The following is a 17,303-nucleotide window of genomic DNA, read 5'->3' on the forward strand; positions in this document are numbered from 1 at the left end:
GAAAGCAGGAATGGCCGGACCCGTCCTCGAAATGCGCTCCATCACCAAGACCTTCCCAGGGGTCAAGGCGCTCTCCGACGTCACCCTGACTGTCGCCGAGGGCGAGGTCCACGCCATCTGCGGTGAGAACGGTGCGGGCAAGTCGACCCTGATGAAGGTGCTCAGCGGGGTCTATCCGCACGGCAGTTACGAAGGGGAGATCCTCTTCCAGGGTGAACCCTGCGAGTTCCGCGACATCCGGGCGAGCGAGCAGCGCGGCATCGTGATCATCCATCAGGAACTCGCCCTGGTGCCGTACCTGTCCATCGCCGAGAACATCTTCCTCGGCAACGAGCACTCCACCCGCGGCGTCATCAGCTGGAACGAGACGCTGCGGCACGCGGGCCGGCTGCTCAAGCGGGTCGGGCTGACCGACGCGCCCACCACCCGCGTGGCCGACATCGGCGTGGGCAAGCAGCAGCTCGTCGAGATCGCCAAGGCGCTGTCCAAGGAGGTCAAGCTCCTCATCCTGGACGAGCCGACCGCCGCCCTGAACGATGAGGACAGCCGCAAACTCCTGGATCTCATCCTGGAGTTCAAGGAGCACGGCATCTCCTGCATCATCATCTCGCACAAGCTCAACGAGATCGCCAGGGTCGCCGACTCCATCACGATCCTGCGGGACGGGCGGACGATCGAGACACTCGGCATGAAGGCCACCGACGAGGACGGCCGCAGCACCGTCACCGAGGAGCGGATCATCCGCGGCATGGTGGGCCGCGACCTCGACCACCGCTTCCCCGAGCGGGAGCCGGAGATCGGCGAGGTGGCCTTCGCCGTCGAGGACTGGACCGTGCACCACCCGATCGACCAGCAGCGCAAGGTCGTCGACGGGGTCTCCCTCAACGTCCGGCGCGGCGAGATCGTGGGCATCGCCGGACTGATGGGGGCCGGCCGCACCGAACTGGCCATGAGCGTCTTCGGCCGCTCCTACGGCCGGGGCATCAGCGGCCGGGTCTACCTGCACGGCGAGGAGATCCGCACCCGCACCGTCCCGGAGGCGGTGGGGCACGGTATCGCCTACGTCACCGAGGACCGCAAGCACTACGGGCTGAACCTCATCGACGACATCAGCCGCAACATCTCGCTCAGCGCCCTGTCCAAGGTCGCCCGGCGCGGCGTCGTCAACCAGCACGAGGAGGCCCGGGTCGCCGAGTCCTTCCGCTCGACGATGAACATCAAGACCCCGACGGTCTTCGAGACCACGGGCAAGCTGAGCGGCGGCAACCAGCAGAAGGTCGTCCTCAGCAAGTGGATCTTCGCGGGGCCGGAGGTCCTCATCCTCGACGAACCCACCCGGGGCATCGACGTCGGGGCCAAGTACGAGATCTACACGGTCATCAACGACCTGGCGGCCCAGGGCAAGGCCGTCGTCTTCATCTCCTCCGAACTGCCGGAGCTGCTCGGCATGTGCGACCGCATCTACACGATGTCGGCGGGCCGGCTGACCGGGGAGATCCCGCGCGAGAGCGCGACCCAGGAAGTGCTGATGCGCCACATGACCATGGACCGAGGTAACTGAGATGGGCAGCCCGGTGAGAACCGACAAGACTCCTCCGCCGCCCGCCGGGGGCGCGGCCGCCGGCGGGCACGGCGGCGAGGGGGCCGGAGCCACCGGCCTCCTGCTGCAGGCGGCACGGCGCAACATGCGCCAGTACGGCATGATCATCGCGCTGGTGCTGATCGCGGCGCTGTTCCAGATATGGTCCGGCGGCATCCTGCTCAAACCGCAGAACGTCACCAACCTGATCGGCCAGAACAGCTACATCCTGATCCTGGCGATCGGCATGATGGTCGTGATCATCGCCGGCCACATCGACCTGTCCGTGGGATCGCTGGCGGCCTTCGTCAGCGCGGCCGCCGCCGTGATGATCATCCACCACCACGTCTCGTGGCCGCTCGCCCTGGTCGCCTGCCTGCTCATCGGCGCGGTCGCCGGTGCCTGGCAGGGCTATTTCATCGCGTACGTCGGGATCCCGTCGTTCATCGTGACCCTGGCGGGCATGCTGCTCTTCCGCGGCGGTACGCAGATCTTCCTGGAGGGCCAGTCCATCTCGCCCTTCCCGACCGGCTTCCAGAAGATCGGCAACGGCTTCCTGCCCGAGGTCGGGCCGCACACGAACTACCACAACCTGACGCTGCTCATCGGTCTCGTGGTGATCGCCATCGCCCTCGTCCAGGAGATCCGAGACCGCCGCCAGCAGCTGGCGTACGACCTGGACGTACTGCCGCGCAACTTCTTCCTGCTGAAGCTGCTCGCCATCGTCGCCTGCGTGGTGGCCTTCACCATGACCCTCGCCAGCTACCACGGCGTGCCGATCGTGCTGCTCATCCTCGCCGGGCTGCTCATCGTCTTCGGCTTCGTGATGCGCAACGCGGTGATCGGCCGCCATGTGTACGCGCTCGGCGGCAACCAGGCGGCGGCCAAGCTCTCCGGCGTCAAGGACAAGCGGGTCGTCTTCCTGGTCTTCGTGAACATGGGCGTGCTCGCCGCGCTCGCCGGACTGGTCTACGCGGCGCGGCTGAACGCCGGCGTCCCGCAGGCCGGCATCAACTTCGAGCTCGAGGCCATCGCGGCCGCCTTCATCGGCGGCGCCTCCGCCACCGGCGGCGTCGGCACGGTGCTCGGCGCCATCATCGGCGGCCTGGTGCTCGGGGTGCTCAACAACGGGATGTCGCTGGTCGGTATCGGCACGGACTACCAGCAGGTCATCAAGGGGCTGGTGCTCCTGGCCGCGGTCGGCTTCGACGTCTGGAACAAGCGCAAGGTCGGTTCGTAAAGCAGCTACCTATCGAAGGAGCCGCAAGTGGACAGACGTACATTGATCGCGGGCGCGGCACTCGGGGCGGTCGCGCCCGCGATCAGCGGGACGAACGCCTGGGCGGCCGGCAAGGCCGCCGCGGCGCGGCAGACCGCCGACGCCAGGCACAGGCCCGCGGGCAGGAGCAAGGTGAGCAAGGAACACTTCGGGACCCTCGAGGACGGCACCAAGGTCGACATCTGGACGGTCAGCAACGGCGGGATCACCCTCAAGGTGCTCTCGTACGGCGGCGTCGTCCAGACCCTGGAGCTGCCCGACCGGCGCGGCCGCCGCGTCAACGTGTCCCTCGGATTCGACGACCTGGCCGGCTACGTGGCGAACAGCCCGTACTTCGGCGCGCTGATCGGGCGGTACGGCAACCGCATCGCGGGCGGGCAGTTCACCCTGGACGGCCACACCTACCAGCTGCCCGTCAACGACGGCCCGAACAGCCTGCACGGCGGTGACCGGGGCTTCGACAAGCGGGTCTGGGCGGTCGAGGGCTTCAAGGCGGGCTCGGACGCCGGTCTGGTGCTGCGCTACACCAGCGCGGACGGCGAGATGGGCTACCCGGGCACGCTGAAGGTCAAGGTCGTCTACACCCTGACCGCCGACGCGCGGTGGCGGATCGACTACACCGCCACCACGGACAAGGCGACGGTCGTCAACCTCACCAACCACACGTACTTCAACCTGCGCGGCGAGGGCGACGGCGGCATCTACGACCACGAGGTCCAGATCGCCGCCCGGCGCTACACCCCGGTCGGCTCCACCCTGATCCCCACCGGTGAACTGGCGCCCGTCGCGGGCACCCCGTTCGACTTCCGCACGGCGAAGCCGATCGGCCGCGACATCCGCTCGGCGCACCAGCAGATCCTGTACGGGCAGGGCATCGACCACAACTTCGTGCTCGACAAGGGCCGCACGGCCGCGCCCGAGCACATCGTGACGGTCACCGAGCCGGTCTCCGGCCGGGTCATGCGGATCGCCACCACCGAACCCGGTGTGCAGTTCTACACGGGCAACTTCCTGACCGGGGCGTTCGCCGGTTCCTCGGGCCGGGTCTACCGGCAGGGCGACGGCTTCTGCCTGGAGACCCAGCACTTCCCGGACTCCCCCAACCACCCCTCGTTCCCGTCGACGGTCCTGCGGCCGGGGCAGACCTACCGCTCCACCACCGTGCACGCCTTCGGCACCCACTGAGCGGCGCCACCCTCCCCGCGGGCGGGGGCGGCCGGGATTCTCTCCCGGGCGCCCCCGCCTGTCGACTTCGGGGCCGAGACCGGGTGAACCCGCCTCGGCCGTGGTGGGCCACCGGAATGACAGCGGCGGAAAGTCCGCGCGCGGGGGGGTACGCATCCCGTCGATCAAGCCCTGCGGCTTTCGCATTCGACGAGGAGTCCCCCATGAGTCCTGACGGCAGGTCGACTCGGCCGCGCCGGTACCGGCGATACGGACGCCTGACCGGAGTGGTCGTGCCGCTCGCCGTCGCCGCGGCCGCGGTGTCGGCGCCCGTGCTCGCCACGACCCCCGGCACCGTGACCACCGCCGCCGGCACGAGGGCAGCCGTGAACGACCCCCGGCCACCCGGCACCCGGAGTGTCGCCGGCAACAACGACGACGAGGAGGAGGAGAGCGAGGACGGCGGCCGCGAGGAGGCCCGCGACGACGGCGGCCGCGAGGACGGCGGCGACCGCGGGGACCAGCGGGGCGGCCGGGAGACCGACCGGGGCGACAACGGCCGGGACGAGGGCGACGACGAGCGTGCCGACGACCGCCGGGACGACCAGGGCGAGGAGAGCGGCGAGGGCCGGGACGAGCGCGGTGACCAGCCCCAGCAGCAGCGCCACGACGACCAGGGCGGCAACCGCGACGACGAACGTGGGAACGGCCGCGACGACGAACGGGGCAACGGCCGCGACAACGAGCGCCGGGACGACCGGGGCGACGGACGGGACGACCGCGACGGCTCCTGCGTCAGCATCGACTCCACTCTCCGCAGGGGCGACCAGGAGATCTCCGTCGCGGTGTTCGAGGGCCGGATCTTCATCGGCGGGCGGACCCTTCCCCGCGGCCGCTTCGTCTGGCACTCCCTCAGCGGCAACCGCGGCTATCCTCGCGGCGTCTGCGGCGCCACGGTGACCTCCGTCGGCTCCGGCGTGTGGGTCAAGGCGATCACCCGGGACGGCCGGGTGGTCGAGACGCACTGCGTCATCCGCGAGACGCGCGGCAAGAAGAGCACCTGCGGGGAGTGGAAGACCCTGGACAGCCACTCGTTCCGGTCGGCCAGGTGACCTCGCGCCCGCGCGGGCCGGTGGGCGACCGGCCGGCGCGGGCGCGACGCGTCAGGAGGCGTCCTGCCAGTACAGCGCCGGCCGCGGCGTGCCGGGCGGCACCGAGGCGAAGGCCGCCGGGACCTCGGCGGTCAGCGCGGGGTACGTCTCCGGGGCGGGCGCCTCAGGCTGCTGGGGCCGGGACTGGACCTGCGGCTGGGGCTGCGGCTGGGGCTGCGGCACGGGCCTGACCTCGTAGACCGGCTGCGGCGGGGCCGGGGGCGGTGCGACGGACTGCTCGTACAGCGGCTGGGGCGGCGGGGCCTGCTGGATCTGTGGGAGCGGCTGCGCCGGCGGCATCGCGGGCTGTACCGGCGGCGCGGGCTGGATCTGCGGCAGCTGCTGCGGCGCGGTCTGCGGGGGTTGCTGGGGCTGCTCCTGGACGGGCGCCGCGGGCGATGGGGCGGCGTACCAGGTGCTGCCGTACAGCACCGTGCTCAGCCCGGTGAGCAGCCGCTGGACGTCGGGCTGGGGGCGGACCACCAGCCGCATGAAACGGCTGCTGCTGCCCAGCTTGTTGCCGCACTCGCGGACCAGCACCCCGTGCTCGGCCAGCAGCCGGTCGCGCAGCACCACGCCGTCGACTCCGTCGGGGAGCTTGACGAAGACGAAGTTGCCCTGGGACGGGTAGACGGTCAGCCCGGGCAGCGCCGCGAGCTGCCACAGCATCTCCTGGCGGTCGCGGGAGACCAGGCGCAGGCTCTGCGCGTACTCCTCGCGGTGGTCCTTGAGCATGAAGACCACCGCCTCCGCGAAGGAGTTGAGGTTCCACTTCGGCAGCATGCGGCGGACCTTGCCGGCCAGCGCGGGGTTGGCGACCAGGTAGCCGAAGCGGATGCCGTGCAGGCCGAAGTTCTTGCCGAGGCTGCGCAGGACGATCACGTTGGGCCGCAGGACGGCCTCGCTGGCGACACTCGGCCACACCTCGGCGTCGGTGAAGTCGAGGAATGACTCGTCGATCACGACGAGGTCGAGGTCGGCCAGGGCGTCCATGAGTGCCACGACGGCGTGCTTGGGGAGGTAGCCCCCGTCGGGGTTGTTGGGGTTGCAGATCACGGCCGTACGGGAACCCCGCGCGCGGACGAACGCGACGAAGGCCGCCGGATCGAGGGCGAATCCGGCGGCCTCCGGGAGGAGGAACATGTCGACGCGCTTGCCGGTCTCCATGGGCTGGTCGGTCCAGCGGCCGAAGGTGGGTATGGGGATCGCCAGGCTCTCGCGGACCAGCAGATGGTCGATCCAGGTGATCAGCTCGGTGGAGCCGTTGCCCATGGCCACGGTCTGCGGGTTCAGCCCGAGCAGGGAGCACAGCTCGTTGGTGATGACGTCCGTGCTGCTCGGGTAGTAGGTGAGGATGTCCCGCATCGACTCCTGGAGCTTGTCGTACATGGCCGGGCTCGGGAAGTACGGGTTGCACGGGATGCAGAAGTCGACGATGTCGCGTCCTCCGCCGGAGGACGACAGGCCGCCGGCGGCGCGGCGCAGCGCGAAGTACGAGGGACTGTGCGCGGTGTTGGCGCGGAACAACTCGGTGGCATGACCGGTGACGCCGACAGCGACGGTCACGGCAGAACCTCCCTCGCTCACGGGGCCGCGCCGCGGCGGCCGACTTCCCCTTGCCTGCACGACCTTGTCACACATCCCTCACATGTGGTGCATATGGGTTGTTTGTATGACAAGCGGTGAATGGTTCGGCTATCTTGCGGCCGTCCCGGGTCTCATACGGGCGCGGCCGGGCTTCCGTTCAGTCACCGCATCCCCTGCGCGCGGGCGCCGGCGGCGGTGGCGAGCGCGCAACCGAGGTCCGGGCGGTCACCGGGGACGGCCTCGGCGGACCGTATGGGAACCGCGGCGTATGTCTCTCAGCCGAGCGTGACCGCGGCCGCGACGAGGAGGGCGCGGATCTGGGCGGTGACCGCCCGGCGCTGGGCGAGGAAAGCGGGGTCGCTGACCGTGCCCGTGGCCGGATCCGTGTTGCCGGGGCCGAAGTGCAGCACGGGGGTGTGGACATGGCCGCCCGGGGCGGGCAGCGCGAGCCTGTCCCGGAGCAGGGTGGCGCGGTAGGCGATCTCGTTGGAGAGGTAGTCGCCGCCGCCCCCGGCGCGGGCGGCGGAGCCCGGGCTCGGGCCGCTGTCGCGGGTGACGGGAGCGGTGGCCCCGGCCGGGACCTCGGTGACGGTGGTGCGGTCGTGCACGGGGAAGGGGCCGGTGCCGGCGGCGGCGATCGCCGCGTACGGGAGCGTGGACGCCGTCCACTGCGGCTGCCGCTCCGGGGCGGTGACCGGGACCGTGCCGACGACGGAAAGGCCGGCGTTGTCGGGGAGGCCGCCGCGCCAGGCGCCGTTGAAGCGTTCGAGGTCGAAGCGTCCGTCCCGGCCCTGGCTGACGGTGGCGAAGAGGTCGACACGGCGTGGGCCGGGCAGGAACCGGGGGCGCAGGACGCGTTCTACCGTGCCGTCGGTGAAGTCGCCCCAGCGCACCGGGAAGACGACGCTCTCGACACGGGCCGGACCCGCGGCGGTCTCGAGGGTGACGCCGTCCAGGGCGAGCGCCGCGGCCCCGGAGGGATTGCTGCGCCGGATGTCGGTGTCCAGCCGGAAGGGGTCGAAGCCGGTCAGCAGGATGCGCCGGCCGCCCTCGGCCGCGGGCGGGGGGACGGCGTCCTGCCCGCGCGAGGCGCGCTCCAGGCGCTCCCGCAGCGCCGCACGGACGGCGGCGGGCAGCGTGAACGCCGGTTCCCAGCGCCGCAGTTCCCGGCCGAGAGCGAGCCGGGCCCAGTACAGCGGCCGGTCGTCGTCGTGGCTCAGGTCACCCTCCGCCGGCCCGCGGCCCTGGGCCCGGTCCACCGCGGCCCGCCACAGGGCGCGCCCGTGCCACCGTACGCTCCGGGCGGCCGCGGCCGCGTCACGGGCCTCCGCCAGCGCCCGGGCGAACCGCGGGGCCGCGGTGTGGAAGCCGCTGCGGCGCAGGATCTCCCGCGGCACCGCCATCTCCAGGCGCAGCTCCTCGACCGTGGGCAACGGAACGTCGGCGGGCACACCGAGGTGGAGCGGCAGCCGCATGGCGGGGAACCTCCGGGCGGTCGGATACGGGTCGGCCGCCCGGAGCATGCCGCACGCGGACGCCGCCGCGCCAGAGGTCCCGGACGCCGGACCGGCTGGCGGACCAGGAAGAAGATGCCCGGCCCGAACCCCACACGGGCGAGCGGGGACCGCAGCGCCCCCTCGGCCCGAACCCCCACACGGGCCGGCGGGGACCGCAGCGCCCCCTCGGCCCGTACCAGCGCCGAGTGCGGGACCACCCGCTTCAGCCGCGTGCTGGGCAGGTTGGACACCGGCATCCGCCGCTCGACGCGCAGCCCCGCGGCCTCCGGCTGCGCGGCGACCGTGCGCGGGTGGTGGTTGACGAACGGGATGCCGGCGCGCTCGCGTTCTCCGGGGGACTGGTCACACGGCGGGGCCGAACGGTTCCCTCCGGGTCGCGCGTTGGCCGCTACGGCTTGCGGAAAGCCGGCGGCCCCACCGGCGCGTCCGACTCCGACCGCGGCTCCGGGTCCTCCCGCGGCGGCGCCAACGCCCGCACCAAAAGCGTCGCACCCGCCACCGCACCCGGCATGAGCAGCACGGACACCAACGGCACCAGGAAGCACAGAATCAACGGCACACCGAAACCGAGCGTCAGTGCCATCCGCCCGCGCAACATCCGCATCCGCTCCCGCAACGGCACCTCACGACGCTGGAAGGCCACACCGCTGAGTTCGAGGGCGAGGAAGTAGCCGGAGACGCAGAAGCCGATCGCGGGGACGACCGTCTGGCCGACGAAGGGGATGAAGCCGGCGGCGAAGAGCAGGATGCCCCAGGCCGCGACCCGGACCAGCACCCGAAGGCTGTCCCGGGCGGACCGCAGCAACTCCCGCCACAGCGGGACCTCAGGGGCGTCCGGCGCGCCGCCCTCGCTGACGTCGACCCGCTCGGCGAGGGACTCGTAGAAGGGCTGGCCGACCAGGAGGGTCACCGCGGTGAAGGAGATCACGGCCAGCAGCAGGCCACCGCCGAAGGCGATCGCGGTGAGCAGCCCGCGGAACAGGCCGCGCCAGGGCGAGTCCCAGTCGTCGGCGAAGGGCGTGGCCCAGGCGGTCGCGTCGTCGGCCCAGAAGGCGAGGACGACCAGTGCCGCCGCGTAGCCGACGAGAGTGATCAGCGCGGGCAGCAGCCCGAAGCCGAACCAGCGGCCGTGCCGGAGCACCCAGCGCTGGCCGTCGACGAAGAGCCGTATCCCGGAGGCAAGATCTCGCATGCGCGACAGGGTATGCGAACCACGGGCGGCCGTTACGGCTCAGACCACGACCTCGCAGTCCCGGGCGCCGGAAGGGTCCGGGTCGAAGAGGCAGACGTCGGAGCCGGTGTCACCGCTGACGACGCCGTTGCCGGCGATGTCCACGGCCTTCAGGAAGAGCACGTCGTCACCCGGGCCGCCGCTGACGGTGCCCGAGTTGGCGTCGGCGTCGCCGATCAGGTCCACGAGGTCGTCGCCGTCGCCGCCGGTGACCCGGCCGCTGTTCTCGCCGTTGATCTCGATCAGGTCGGCCCCGCCGCCGCCGTCGACGGCTCCCGCGTTGCCGCCGTCGACGGTGATCACGTCGGTACCGCCGCCGCCGGCGACCACGACGCCGGCGGGGACGCCGCCCGGGCAGTCGATCTCGTCGAAACCCTCGGTGCCGGTGACGACGCCGCCGGTGACCGGCCGGCCGTTCACCGTGCAGCCGGCGACGGCGGGCGCGGGCGGGCCGCTCGCCCGTGCGGAGCCGGTCGGCAGCACGAAAGCGCCGGCCAGGACGAGTGCCGCGCCGGCCAGGACCGGACGGGTGCGCGTACGTGCCGTCATCGCAGCTCCTCGGGTGGACGCCTGGGGTGGGGCGCGGTTGGCACGAGCGTCACGTCGCGGGAGGCGGCGCGCAATCGGGCGGGGGCCGGCCGGGGGACCCTACCCGGTAAGGGTCCTGACGTCCCGTCATCGTGCGGCCGGTGGCGACCCCGCACCCCGGGGAGGGTGTCAGGGACCTCCCCGGGGTGCCTGGATCAGCCGTCCACGGCCACCGGCACCGTGAGACGGCGGTCAGCGAAGCTGCGCGCGACCTCGGCGGTGTACGTACCCGCGAGAGTGCGCCAGTCACCCTCCGAGGGGTCCCGGATCTGCGCGGCGCGCCGCGGCAGCGTGATGCGGGCCTCCGTCACGGCGCCCGCGGGGACTCGGGGCCCGCAACCTGCGTCCCGTCGAAGATCACCGCGCCGTCCACGGCGAGGCGGAAGCCGCCCAGGCCCCCGGGGGGGGCGAAGTGGTGGGCGCCGCTCTCGCATGGGGTGAACGTGCCGGTCACTCGACCGAGCGCAGAGCGGCGTGGGTCACTCCGGCGGGCAGGTCGCTGCCCAGCCACTGGACGTGGCCACCGGGCGGCGTGCAGGTGCCCGGGACCCGGCCCGCGGCGTCCCGGTAGGCCGCGCGCAACGCGAAGCCCGGCCCGGCGGGCACGAGTTCCTCGTTGGGGCCGGCGCCCACGGCGTAGCGCCCTGGAGGCGTGTCAGAGCGGCGCCCTCCGGCAGCGCCGCGCGCGGGCCGCCCAGCGGGGCGACCACACAATCCGGGAAGGCCCGCGCGGACGCGCCCCCGAGCACCCGGGCGTCACACGTGGCCGCCCCGACGAGCACCGACCCGCGCACCGCGGCGGGGTCGACGGGAAGCACGGGGCTCGCCGCGCGGCTCGTTGCGCACCAGGACGAAGAGGCGGCGGGCGGCCCGCGAGGACGGGGAACCCGGCGGCGCGTGAGGGGCGCGCCCGCCCGGGCACGCCCCCCGTCCCCGTTCCCGCCCGGGACGGATCACTCGGGCAGACGCACCAGCATCTTCCCGGTGTTGTCGCCGCGCAGGACGCCGAGGAAGGCCTCCAGGTTGTTCTCGATCCCGTCGACGACGGTCTCGCGGTAGCGCAGCCTGCCCTCTCGGATCCAGCCGCCGACCTCCTGGACGAACTGCGGCTGCAGGTCGTAGTGGTCGCCGACGAGGAAGCCCTCGATGCGCAGTCGGTTCTGGATGAGCCGGGCCAGGTTGCGGGGGCCGGGGGCGGGCTCGGTGGCGTTGTAGATCGAGATCATGCCGCAGACGGCCACCCGGCCGCGCAGGTTGAGGGCGCCGATGGCCGCCTCAAGGTGCTCGCCGCCCACGTTGTCGAAGTAGACGTCGATGCCGTCGGGCGCGGCGGCCGCCAGCTGCTCGGCCACGGGGCCGTTCTTGTAGTTGAAGGCGGCGTCGAAGCCGTACTCCTCGACGAGGAGCTTGACCTTCTCGTCCGAGCCGGCGCTGCCGATCACCCGGGAGGCGCCCTTGAGCTTGGCGATCTGGCCGGCCTGGCTGCCGACCGCGCCCGCCGCGCCGGAGACGAAGACCGCGTCGCCCTCCTTGAGCCCGGCGACGCGCAGCAAGCCCGCGTAGGCGGTGAGGCCGGTCATCCCGAGCACGCCCAGGTAGGTGCTCAGCGGGGCGAGGCCGGGATCGACCTTGACCACGGTCTCGGCGTTGACCAGGGCGTACTCGCGCCAGCCGAGGAAGTGCAGCACGTGGTCACCGGGCGCGAAGCCCTCCGCGCCCGAGGCGACGACCCGGCCCACGGCGCCGCCCTGCATCGGCTTGTCCAGCCGGTACGGCTCCGCGTACGACTTCGCGTCGTTCATGCGGCCGCGCATGTACGGGTCGACCGACACGTAGAGGTTGCGCACGAGGATCTCACCGGGTCCCGGCTCGGGGACCTCGGTCTCGCGCAGCGCGAAGTCCTCCGGCTTCGGCCACCCGTGGGGGCGGGCGACCAGGTGCCATTCACGGCTCTTCGGCATGGGGGAACGCCTCCAAAGCTTTAGGTTCTTAACTAACCATGAGCCTGGATGTTTGATGAAGTCAAATAAATCGGCGCGGGCGTGTCCCGTCGCACACCGCGGCGACGGCCGGCGGAGCCGGTCGTCGCCGCGGGTCGCTGAAGCGGGTGGGTGATCGTGCCGGGAGGGCGGGCCCGGTGCCCGTCAGGTGCACCACCACAGGAAACGGGTGCAACTGGGCGTCGGCGGCGGCGTGTCTGTGGCGGGCGGGGACGCCGGGGCCGAGTTCGACGGGGCCGAGGTGGTGGCACCGCCGCCGGCAGGGGCCGTGGCCCCTGGGCCGGAGGGCGAGTGACCGGCCGGGGTGGAGGCGGAGGCCGAGGGGGACGACGACTTCTTGTCGCTCTCCGAGGCGCTGGGCGACGCGGAGGCGCTCGCGGACGCCGAGATGTCGGAGGCGGGCGCCTTCGGGTCCCCGGAGGGGTCGCCACCGGGCGAGGAGGTCGCGCTCGGGGAGGCGCCGTCGGTTTGTGCGTGGTCCGAGGCGGCCGGGTCCGTGCTCGTCACGTAACCGGCGAGCGGGAGTTCCGCCACGCTCCAGCCGACGAGCACGATCGCGGCGCCCACCAGGGTGCCGACCAGCAGCCGGGAACGGCGGCGGGTGCGGACGCGGCGGGTGCGGGCCCGGCTGCCGGAACGGCGCGGGGCGCTGTCCGCGGAGCCCCGCCCCGCGGCCTTGCGGCGTTCCGCCCGACCGCCCTCGGGGGCCGCGGGGTCCTCGCCCTCGCCGGTCGCGGGCCCCTGCACGGGCGCGTCGGCAGGCCCGTGCGCACCGAGTTGGTGAGCGGGCGTTCCGCACCCCGGGCAAGACAGGGCGCCGTTGATGTGCCGTCGGCATGCTGCGCAGTAGTCCATTGCTCCGGCAGCGTATGTGACATGACGATAGGACGTACATACGAGTCGGCCGTTGATCCCGTGAAACCTCTGTGAAACCCGGGACATGCGGGTTTAGGCGTCGATCAGCCCCGAATCAACCCCGAACCACCACGGAATCAACCACCGAACGGCACATCGGGCATCCCCTGCCCGGCTCCCGGCACCACCAGCAGCGATCCCGAGAGCGGCCGCTCCGCGAGCTCCCGGGCGTCAAGGCCCGTGCTCGCGGAGGTGATGTAGAGATCGGTCAGCGCCGGCCCGCCGAACGCACAGGCGGTGGGCCTCCCCACCGGCACCTCCACGACCCGGTCCAGATCGCCCCGCGGGGTGTAGCGACGGACCGCGGCCCCGTCCCACAGGGCCACCCAGACGCAGCCCTCGGCGTCCACCGTGAGGCCGTCCGGGAGCCCGGCGCCCTCCTCGATCACCGCGAACGGCCGCCGCCCGCCGACGAGTCCGGTGTCCCGGTCGACGTCGAAGACGTCGACGCGCCGGGTCGGGCTGTCCACGTAGTACATGAGGGAGCCGTCGGGGCTCCAGTCGGTGCCGTTGCTGACGGTCACGTCGTCCAGCACGGGCACGACCGTGCCGTCCGGGGCCACCCGGCGCAGGGTCCCGCCGCCCGGCGCCTCGTCGTAGCGCATGGTGCCGGCCCACAGGGTGCCGGTGGCGTCCACGGCCGCGTCGTTGGCCCGGCGGCCGGGAACGGGGTCGCGGTGCAGCCAGCGGAAGGCGCCGTCCGCGTCGTACAGCCCCACGCCGTCGCGCAGGTTGACCACCACGCCGCCGGCCGCGCGCGGCTTGGCCGCGCCGACGTGCTGTCCGGTCGCCATCACCGAGGTGCCGCCGCCGGCCGGGTCGTACCAGTGCACCCGGGAGGCGAGGATGTCCACCCACAGCAACCGCGCGCCGGCCGGGTCCCAGGTGGGGCCCTCGCCGAGCCGCGCCCCGGCCTTCAGGGCGAGTTCGACCCCGCTCACCGCACACCTCCCCGGTGGCCGAGGCGCTCGGACAGCTCCGCGGCCCCCTTGACGGCCAGCTCCTCCAGCTCAGCCCGGCGCTCCTCGCTCCAGCGGATCATCGGCACGGAGATGCTGAGCGCCGCCACCACCTGCCCTGCCGAGTTGCGGACGGGGGCGGCGACGCAGGAGACGTCCGGGTTGGACTCGCGTCGCTCGACGGCGACGCCCCGCTCGCGCACCGCGCCGAGCTGCCGCCGCAGTTCGCCGGCCGAGGTGATGCTGTGCTCCGTCATCGCGGCCAGCGGCCCGTCCGCGGGCAGGCGTTCGTCGAGGTCGTCGGCGGGCAGCGAGGCCAGCAGCATCTTGCCGACGGAGGTGCAGTGCGCGGGCAGCCGGCGCCCCGCGGCCGACACCATCCGCACCGCGTGGGTGCTGTCCACCTTGGCGATGTAGATCACGTCGGTGCCCTCCAGGATCGCCACGTGCACCGTCTCGTCGCAGGTCTCCGCGACGGAGCGGGCCACCTGCTGGCCCTCTGCGGCGAGGTCCAGCTGCTCGGCGTAGCGGCTGCCCAGCTGGTACGTGCGCACGCCCAACCGGTAGCGACCGGACTGACCGGCCTGCGGCACCAGGTAGTTGCGCGCGGCGAGGGTCGTCACCAGCTCGTGCACGGTGGTGCGCGGCAGGCCGAGCCGGCGGGTGATCTCGGGCGCGGACATCGTGCCGTCGCCTTCGAGGAAGAGCTCCAGGATGTCCAGGGCTCTGGTCACGGCGGGTACGAGACGTCCCATCTCTGCTCGCTCTCTCCGGCGCCTGTTCGAGATTCCGTATAGCGATCGGTATCGCGAACGCAGCGTATCCGCGGCAGGTCGTAACGGGCAATGGCCGCGCACTACGCCACGCCGATTGTCGTCTTGTCGGACAACTCTAGGGCTGTTTGCTACTTTCTCAGTGCCCATCAGGCATTTTGTACCACTTCCCACCTTTCGGTGATTCCTTCACCTCTCTCCTCCTACGGGGTCGCCGTGACGATCACGCCCAGCAGCATGCGCAAGACGCCCGCCCGGCCCGGCGGGCTCGTCCCCTCCCCGGCCACCGGAGACGGCGACCGGCCGGCAGCGGACGCCGGCGCTCCCCGCCACGACGACTACGCGCGCCACGGGACGCTCGCCGGCCCCCTCAACGACCCCCCACGGCCAGGGGTGCTGTACCGGGTCAGGTACCGCAGCCTGATGTCCCGCGAGCGACACCGGATCCGCACCTGGCTGCTGCTCACCGCCGCGCCCCTGGCCTCGCTGGCCGTGCTGGTCTGGCTCGTGCAGCCGCGCCACTGGACGGCCCGCGAGGCCGTACCGCAGTGGGCGCACGTCGCGGACGTCGCGGTGCTGGTCTGCCTCGGGCTCGTCGAGCTCTTCCGGCTCGTCACCGTCCTCGCCCACGCCCACGCCACCCTCGTCGGCCGTGACCCGGTCCCGGTCGCCCCGGCGCCGGGCACCCGGGTCGCCCTGCTGACCTCCGCCGCCCCGGGCGAGGAGTCCCTGGAGACGGTGCGGGCCACGCTGGAGGGCGCCGTGCGCGTCCGGCACGACGGCCCCGTCGACGTGTGGCTGCTGGACGAGGACGACGATCCGGAGCTCCGGCGGCTCTGCGAGGCGCTGGGCGTACGACACTTCACCCGCAAGGGCGTCGACCGCTGGAACCAGCCCAAGGGCGCCTTCCGCGCCGGCGCCCGGCACGGCGTCCACAACGCCTGGCTCGACGCCCACGGCGACGGCTACCACTTCACGGCCTGCGTCGGCACCGGCCAGTTCCCGCTCCCCAACTACCTGGAGCGGACGCTCGGTTACTTCCGCGACCCGGACGTCGCCTTCGTCGTCGGGGCGCAGGTCCACGGCGACCACGACACGGCCGTGGCGAGGGCCGCCGAGAGTCATCGGTCCCTCGTCCACACGCCCGCTCAGCGGGCCGGAAACCGCTACGGCTCCGCCCTCTTCACCGGCACCGCCAACGTCGTCCGCGTCTGCGCGCTGCGGCAGGCCGGCGGCCTGTACGACTCCGCCGCCGGCGACCTGGCCACCGGACTGGAGATCCACGCCCGCCGCAACCCCGCCACCGGCCGCAAGTGGCGCTCGGTCCACACCCCGGACGTGGTGGCCGCCGGCGGGGAACCGTCCTCCTGGACCGGCTTCCTCGACGAGCAACTGCGCCGGAGCCGCGGCATCTGCGAGTCCCTCCTGCGGCAGTTCTGGAAGGCCCCGTGGAAGTTGCGCCCCGGCAGCCTGATCACCTACACGCTGACGGCCGTCCACTACCCCCTGACGGGCCTCGGCTGGTTCCTCTCCGCGCTGGCCTGCGTCCTCTTCCTGGGGCTCGGCGCCTCCGGCGCGCCGATCGATCCCACGGTGTGGCTGACGCTGCACGGCACCGCCGTCGCCTTCCGGATCGCCCTGTGCCTGGGGAACCGCGGGCGCAACGTCAGCCCCCGCAAGCCGAAGGGGTCCTATGGCGTCGCCGGGATGGTGATGTCCGCGGTGGCCGCCCCGTACCACGCGCTCTCCCTCGTGACGACGCTGCTGCGGCGCCCGTCGGCCCCGGTCGCCGCGGCCGGGGCCGGCCCGGCCCGCCCGGACCGGCTCGCCACCTTCCGCGTCCACCTGCTGTGGGCGGCCCTGTTCGCCGGTTCGCTGCTCGCCTCGGTCTTCCTCGGCCACGCCCACGCGGCGATGCGCACGTGGGCCGCGATCGCGCTGCTCACCACCCTGGTACCGCTGCTGGTCTGGCGGTGCAGCGTACTGCGGCGCCGGGTCGCGGGCGCCCTGGCCGCACGGCGGGCCCGGCGTACGGCCCGGGGCCGGCACCGCGCGCCCAGGCAGCGCGCCTCCGCCCGGATGGCGACGGTACGGCGCCACTTGGCGCGGCGCTGAGGGACGCGCAAGGACCGCACAGGCGAGGACGGCCGCCCGGTACGGGCGGCCGTCCTCGCTTTCTCCTCGCCATCCCCCGCCGGTCCCCGCGGCTCCGGACGGTACGGCCACCGGCACCGGCACCGGCACCGGCACCGGGGCGGACGCCGAAGCCGGGGCGTTCGTCCGAACCGCGGCGGCCACGGAGGCCGGGGCGTTCATCGAAGCAGGGGCGGACGGCGAGGCCGGGGCGGGCGCCGAAGGGGGCCACGTGGGCACGGCGGGGACGGGTCGCAGCCCCCGGGCCGGTTCGCGCGCGTACGCCGCCCACCAGTGCCCTCACGCGGTGCTCCCCGGCAGGCGCACCCAAAAAACTGACGATTCGCCACAGGGAATCCACATCCGGTACGACTATTCGGGTGATAACGCGCATCTCGGGGCAAAACCGATCGTTGACCAGATCACG

16 protein-coding genes are annotated in these 17,303 nt (G+C 72.8%); 5 read left to right on the forward strand and 11 right to left on the reverse strand.

What is annotated here, in order from left to right; translation table 11 throughout:
* Positions 1-10 precede the first annotated feature (10 nt).
* The 4 genes from mmsA (at position 11) to AC3EUJ_RS30765 (ending at position 5,134) form a co-directional block, all read left to right on the forward strand.
* Positions 11-1,561: a multiple monosaccharide ABC transporter ATP-binding protein gene (mmsA, locus tag AC3EUJ_RS30750; RefSeq protein WP_431967125.1), complete on the forward strand. Its 1,551-nt coding sequence runs from the start codon at positions 11-13 to the stop codon at positions 1,559-1,561.
* A gap of 1 nt (position 1,562) precedes the next feature.
* Complete coding sequence (gene mmsB / locus AC3EUJ_RS30755) at positions 1,563-2,819, forward strand: multiple monosaccharide ABC transporter permease (protein WP_431967127.1); 1,257 nt, start codon at positions 1,563-1,565, stop codon at positions 2,817-2,819.
* A gap of 42 nt (positions 2,820-2,861) precedes the next feature.
* Positions 2,862-4,043, forward strand: a complete 1,182-nt coding sequence (locus AC3EUJ_RS30760; protein ID WP_431967183.1) for an aldose epimerase family protein — start codon at positions 2,862-2,864, stop codon at positions 4,041-4,043.
* A 203-nt stretch (positions 4,044-4,246) separates the two neighbouring features.
* Positions 4,247-5,134 carry a hypothetical protein gene (locus AC3EUJ_RS30765; protein WP_431967129.1) on the forward strand — a complete coding sequence of 296 codons (888 nt, stop codon included), beginning with the start codon at positions 4,247-4,249 and terminating at the stop codon, positions 5,132-5,134.
* Between the two features lie 51 nt (positions 5,135-5,185).
* Here AC3EUJ_RS30765 and AC3EUJ_RS30770 read toward each other — a convergent pair whose 3' ends face one another.
* The 11 genes from AC3EUJ_RS30770 to AC3EUJ_RS30820 all read right to left on the reverse strand — a co-directional run bounded on the left by AC3EUJ_RS30770 (position 5,186) and on the right by AC3EUJ_RS30820 (position 14,725).
* Positions 5,186-6,739 carry a pyridoxal phosphate-dependent aminotransferase gene (locus AC3EUJ_RS30770; protein WP_431967131.1) on the reverse strand — a complete coding sequence of 518 codons (1,554 nt, stop codon included), beginning with the start codon at positions 6,737-6,739 and terminating at the stop codon, positions 5,186-5,188.
* 296 nt (positions 6,740-7,035) lie between these two features.
* Entirely contained in the window at positions 7,036-8,235 is a 1,200-nt protein-coding gene (locus AC3EUJ_RS30775; protein ID WP_431967133.1) for a pyroglutamyl peptidase, read from the reverse strand.
* Positions 8,236-8,665: 430 nt separating this feature from the next.
* Positions 8,666-9,469 (reverse strand): EI24 domain-containing protein, encoded by an 804-nt coding sequence (locus AC3EUJ_RS30780; protein WP_431967135.1) that lies wholly within the window; start codon positions 9,467-9,469, stop codon positions 8,666-8,668.
* Positions 9,470-9,508: 39 nt separating this feature from the next.
* On the reverse strand, positions 9,509-10,057 hold the full coding sequence (locus AC3EUJ_RS30785; protein WP_431967137.1) for a hypothetical protein: 549 nt from the start codon (positions 10,055-10,057) through the stop codon (positions 9,509-9,511).
* 194 nt (positions 10,058-10,251) lie between these two features.
* The gene (locus AC3EUJ_RS30790) at positions 10,252-10,407 is read right to left on the reverse strand and encodes a hypothetical protein (protein WP_431967139.1); all 156 of its coding nucleotides are present in this window, start codon (positions 10,405-10,407) and stop codon (positions 10,252-10,254) included.
* Entirely contained in the window at positions 10,404-10,550 is a 147-nt protein-coding gene (locus AC3EUJ_RS30795; RefSeq protein ID WP_431967141.1) for a PA14 domain-containing protein, read from the reverse strand. Before AC3EUJ_RS30795 ends, AC3EUJ_RS30790 begins: the two co-directional genes overlap by 4 nt.
* Positions 10,547-10,729, reverse strand: a complete 183-nt coding sequence (locus tag AC3EUJ_RS30800; RefSeq protein ID WP_431967143.1) for a hypothetical protein — start codon at positions 10,727-10,729, stop codon at positions 10,547-10,549. The genes AC3EUJ_RS30795 and AC3EUJ_RS30800 overlap by 4 nt, the downstream gene beginning before the upstream one ends.
* A gap of 320 nt (positions 10,730-11,049) precedes the next feature.
* Complete coding sequence (locus AC3EUJ_RS30805) at positions 11,050-12,057, reverse strand: NADP-dependent oxidoreductase (protein WP_431967145.1); 1,008 nt, start codon at positions 12,055-12,057, stop codon at positions 11,050-11,052.
* Between the two features lie 183 nt (positions 12,058-12,240).
* The gene (locus AC3EUJ_RS30810; RefSeq protein ID WP_431967147.1) at positions 12,241-12,951 is read right to left on the reverse strand and encodes an SCO2400 family protein; all 711 of its coding nucleotides are present in this window, start codon (positions 12,949-12,951) and stop codon (positions 12,241-12,243) included.
* Between the two features lie 137 nt (positions 12,952-13,088).
* On the reverse strand, positions 13,089-13,952 hold the full coding sequence (locus AC3EUJ_RS30815; RefSeq protein WP_431967149.1) for an SMP-30/gluconolactonase/LRE family protein: 864 nt from the start codon (positions 13,950-13,952) through the stop codon (positions 13,089-13,091).
* The gene (locus AC3EUJ_RS30820; RefSeq protein WP_431967151.1) at positions 13,949-14,725 is read right to left on the reverse strand and encodes an IclR family transcriptional regulator; all 777 of its coding nucleotides are present in this window, start codon (positions 14,723-14,725) and stop codon (positions 13,949-13,951) included. Before AC3EUJ_RS30820 ends, AC3EUJ_RS30815 begins: the two co-directional genes overlap by 4 nt.
* A gap of 234 nt (positions 14,726-14,959) precedes the next feature.
* On the opposite strand from AC3EUJ_RS30820, the gene AC3EUJ_RS30825 reads away from it, so the two are divergent.
* Positions 14,960-16,858, forward strand: coding sequence for a glycosyltransferase family protein (locus tag AC3EUJ_RS30825; RefSeq protein WP_431967153.1), 1,899 nt, complete (start codon positions 14,960-14,962; stop codon positions 16,856-16,858).
* Positions 16,859-17,303 lie beyond the last annotated feature (445 nt).

The sequence above is a fragment of the Actinacidiphila sp. bgisy160 genome (assembly GCF_057707815.1).

Bases quoted from the DNA above. Each gene is read 5' to 3' on its own strand.
- AC3EUJ_RS30775 (WP_431967133.1), bottom strand. From the start codon at position 8,235: ATGCGGCTGCCGCTCCACCTCGGTGTGCCCGCCGACGTTCCGTTGCCC.
- AC3EUJ_RS30780 (WP_431967135.1), bottom strand. From the start codon at position 9,469: ATGCGAGATCTTGCCTCCGGGATACGGCTCTTCGTCGACGGCCAGCGC.
- mmsA (WP_431967125.1), top strand. From the start codon at position 11: ATGGCCGGACCCGTCCTCGAAATGCGCTCCATCACCAAGACCTTCCCA.
- AC3EUJ_RS30820 (WP_431967151.1), bottom strand. From the start codon at position 14,725: ATGGGACGTCTCGTACCCGCCGTGACCAGAGCCCTGGACATCCTGGAG.
- AC3EUJ_RS30810 (WP_431967147.1), bottom strand. From the start codon at position 12,951: ATGGACTACTGCGCAGCATGCCGACGGCACATCAACGGCGCCCTGTCT.
- AC3EUJ_RS30785 (WP_431967137.1), bottom strand. From the start codon at position 10,057: ATGACGGCACGTACGCGCACCCGTCCGGTCCTGGCCGGCGCGGCACTC.
- mmsB (WP_431967127.1), top strand. From the start codon at position 1,563: ATGGGCAGCCCGGTGAGAACCGACAAGACTCCTCCGCCGCCCGCCGGG.
- AC3EUJ_RS30805 (WP_431967145.1), bottom strand. From the start codon at position 12,057: ATGCCGAAGAGCCGTGAATGGCACCTGGTCGCCCGCCCCCACGGGTGG.
- AC3EUJ_RS30765 (WP_431967129.1), top strand. From the start codon at position 4,247: ATGAGTCCTGACGGCAGGTCGACTCGGCCGCGCCGGTACCGGCGATAC.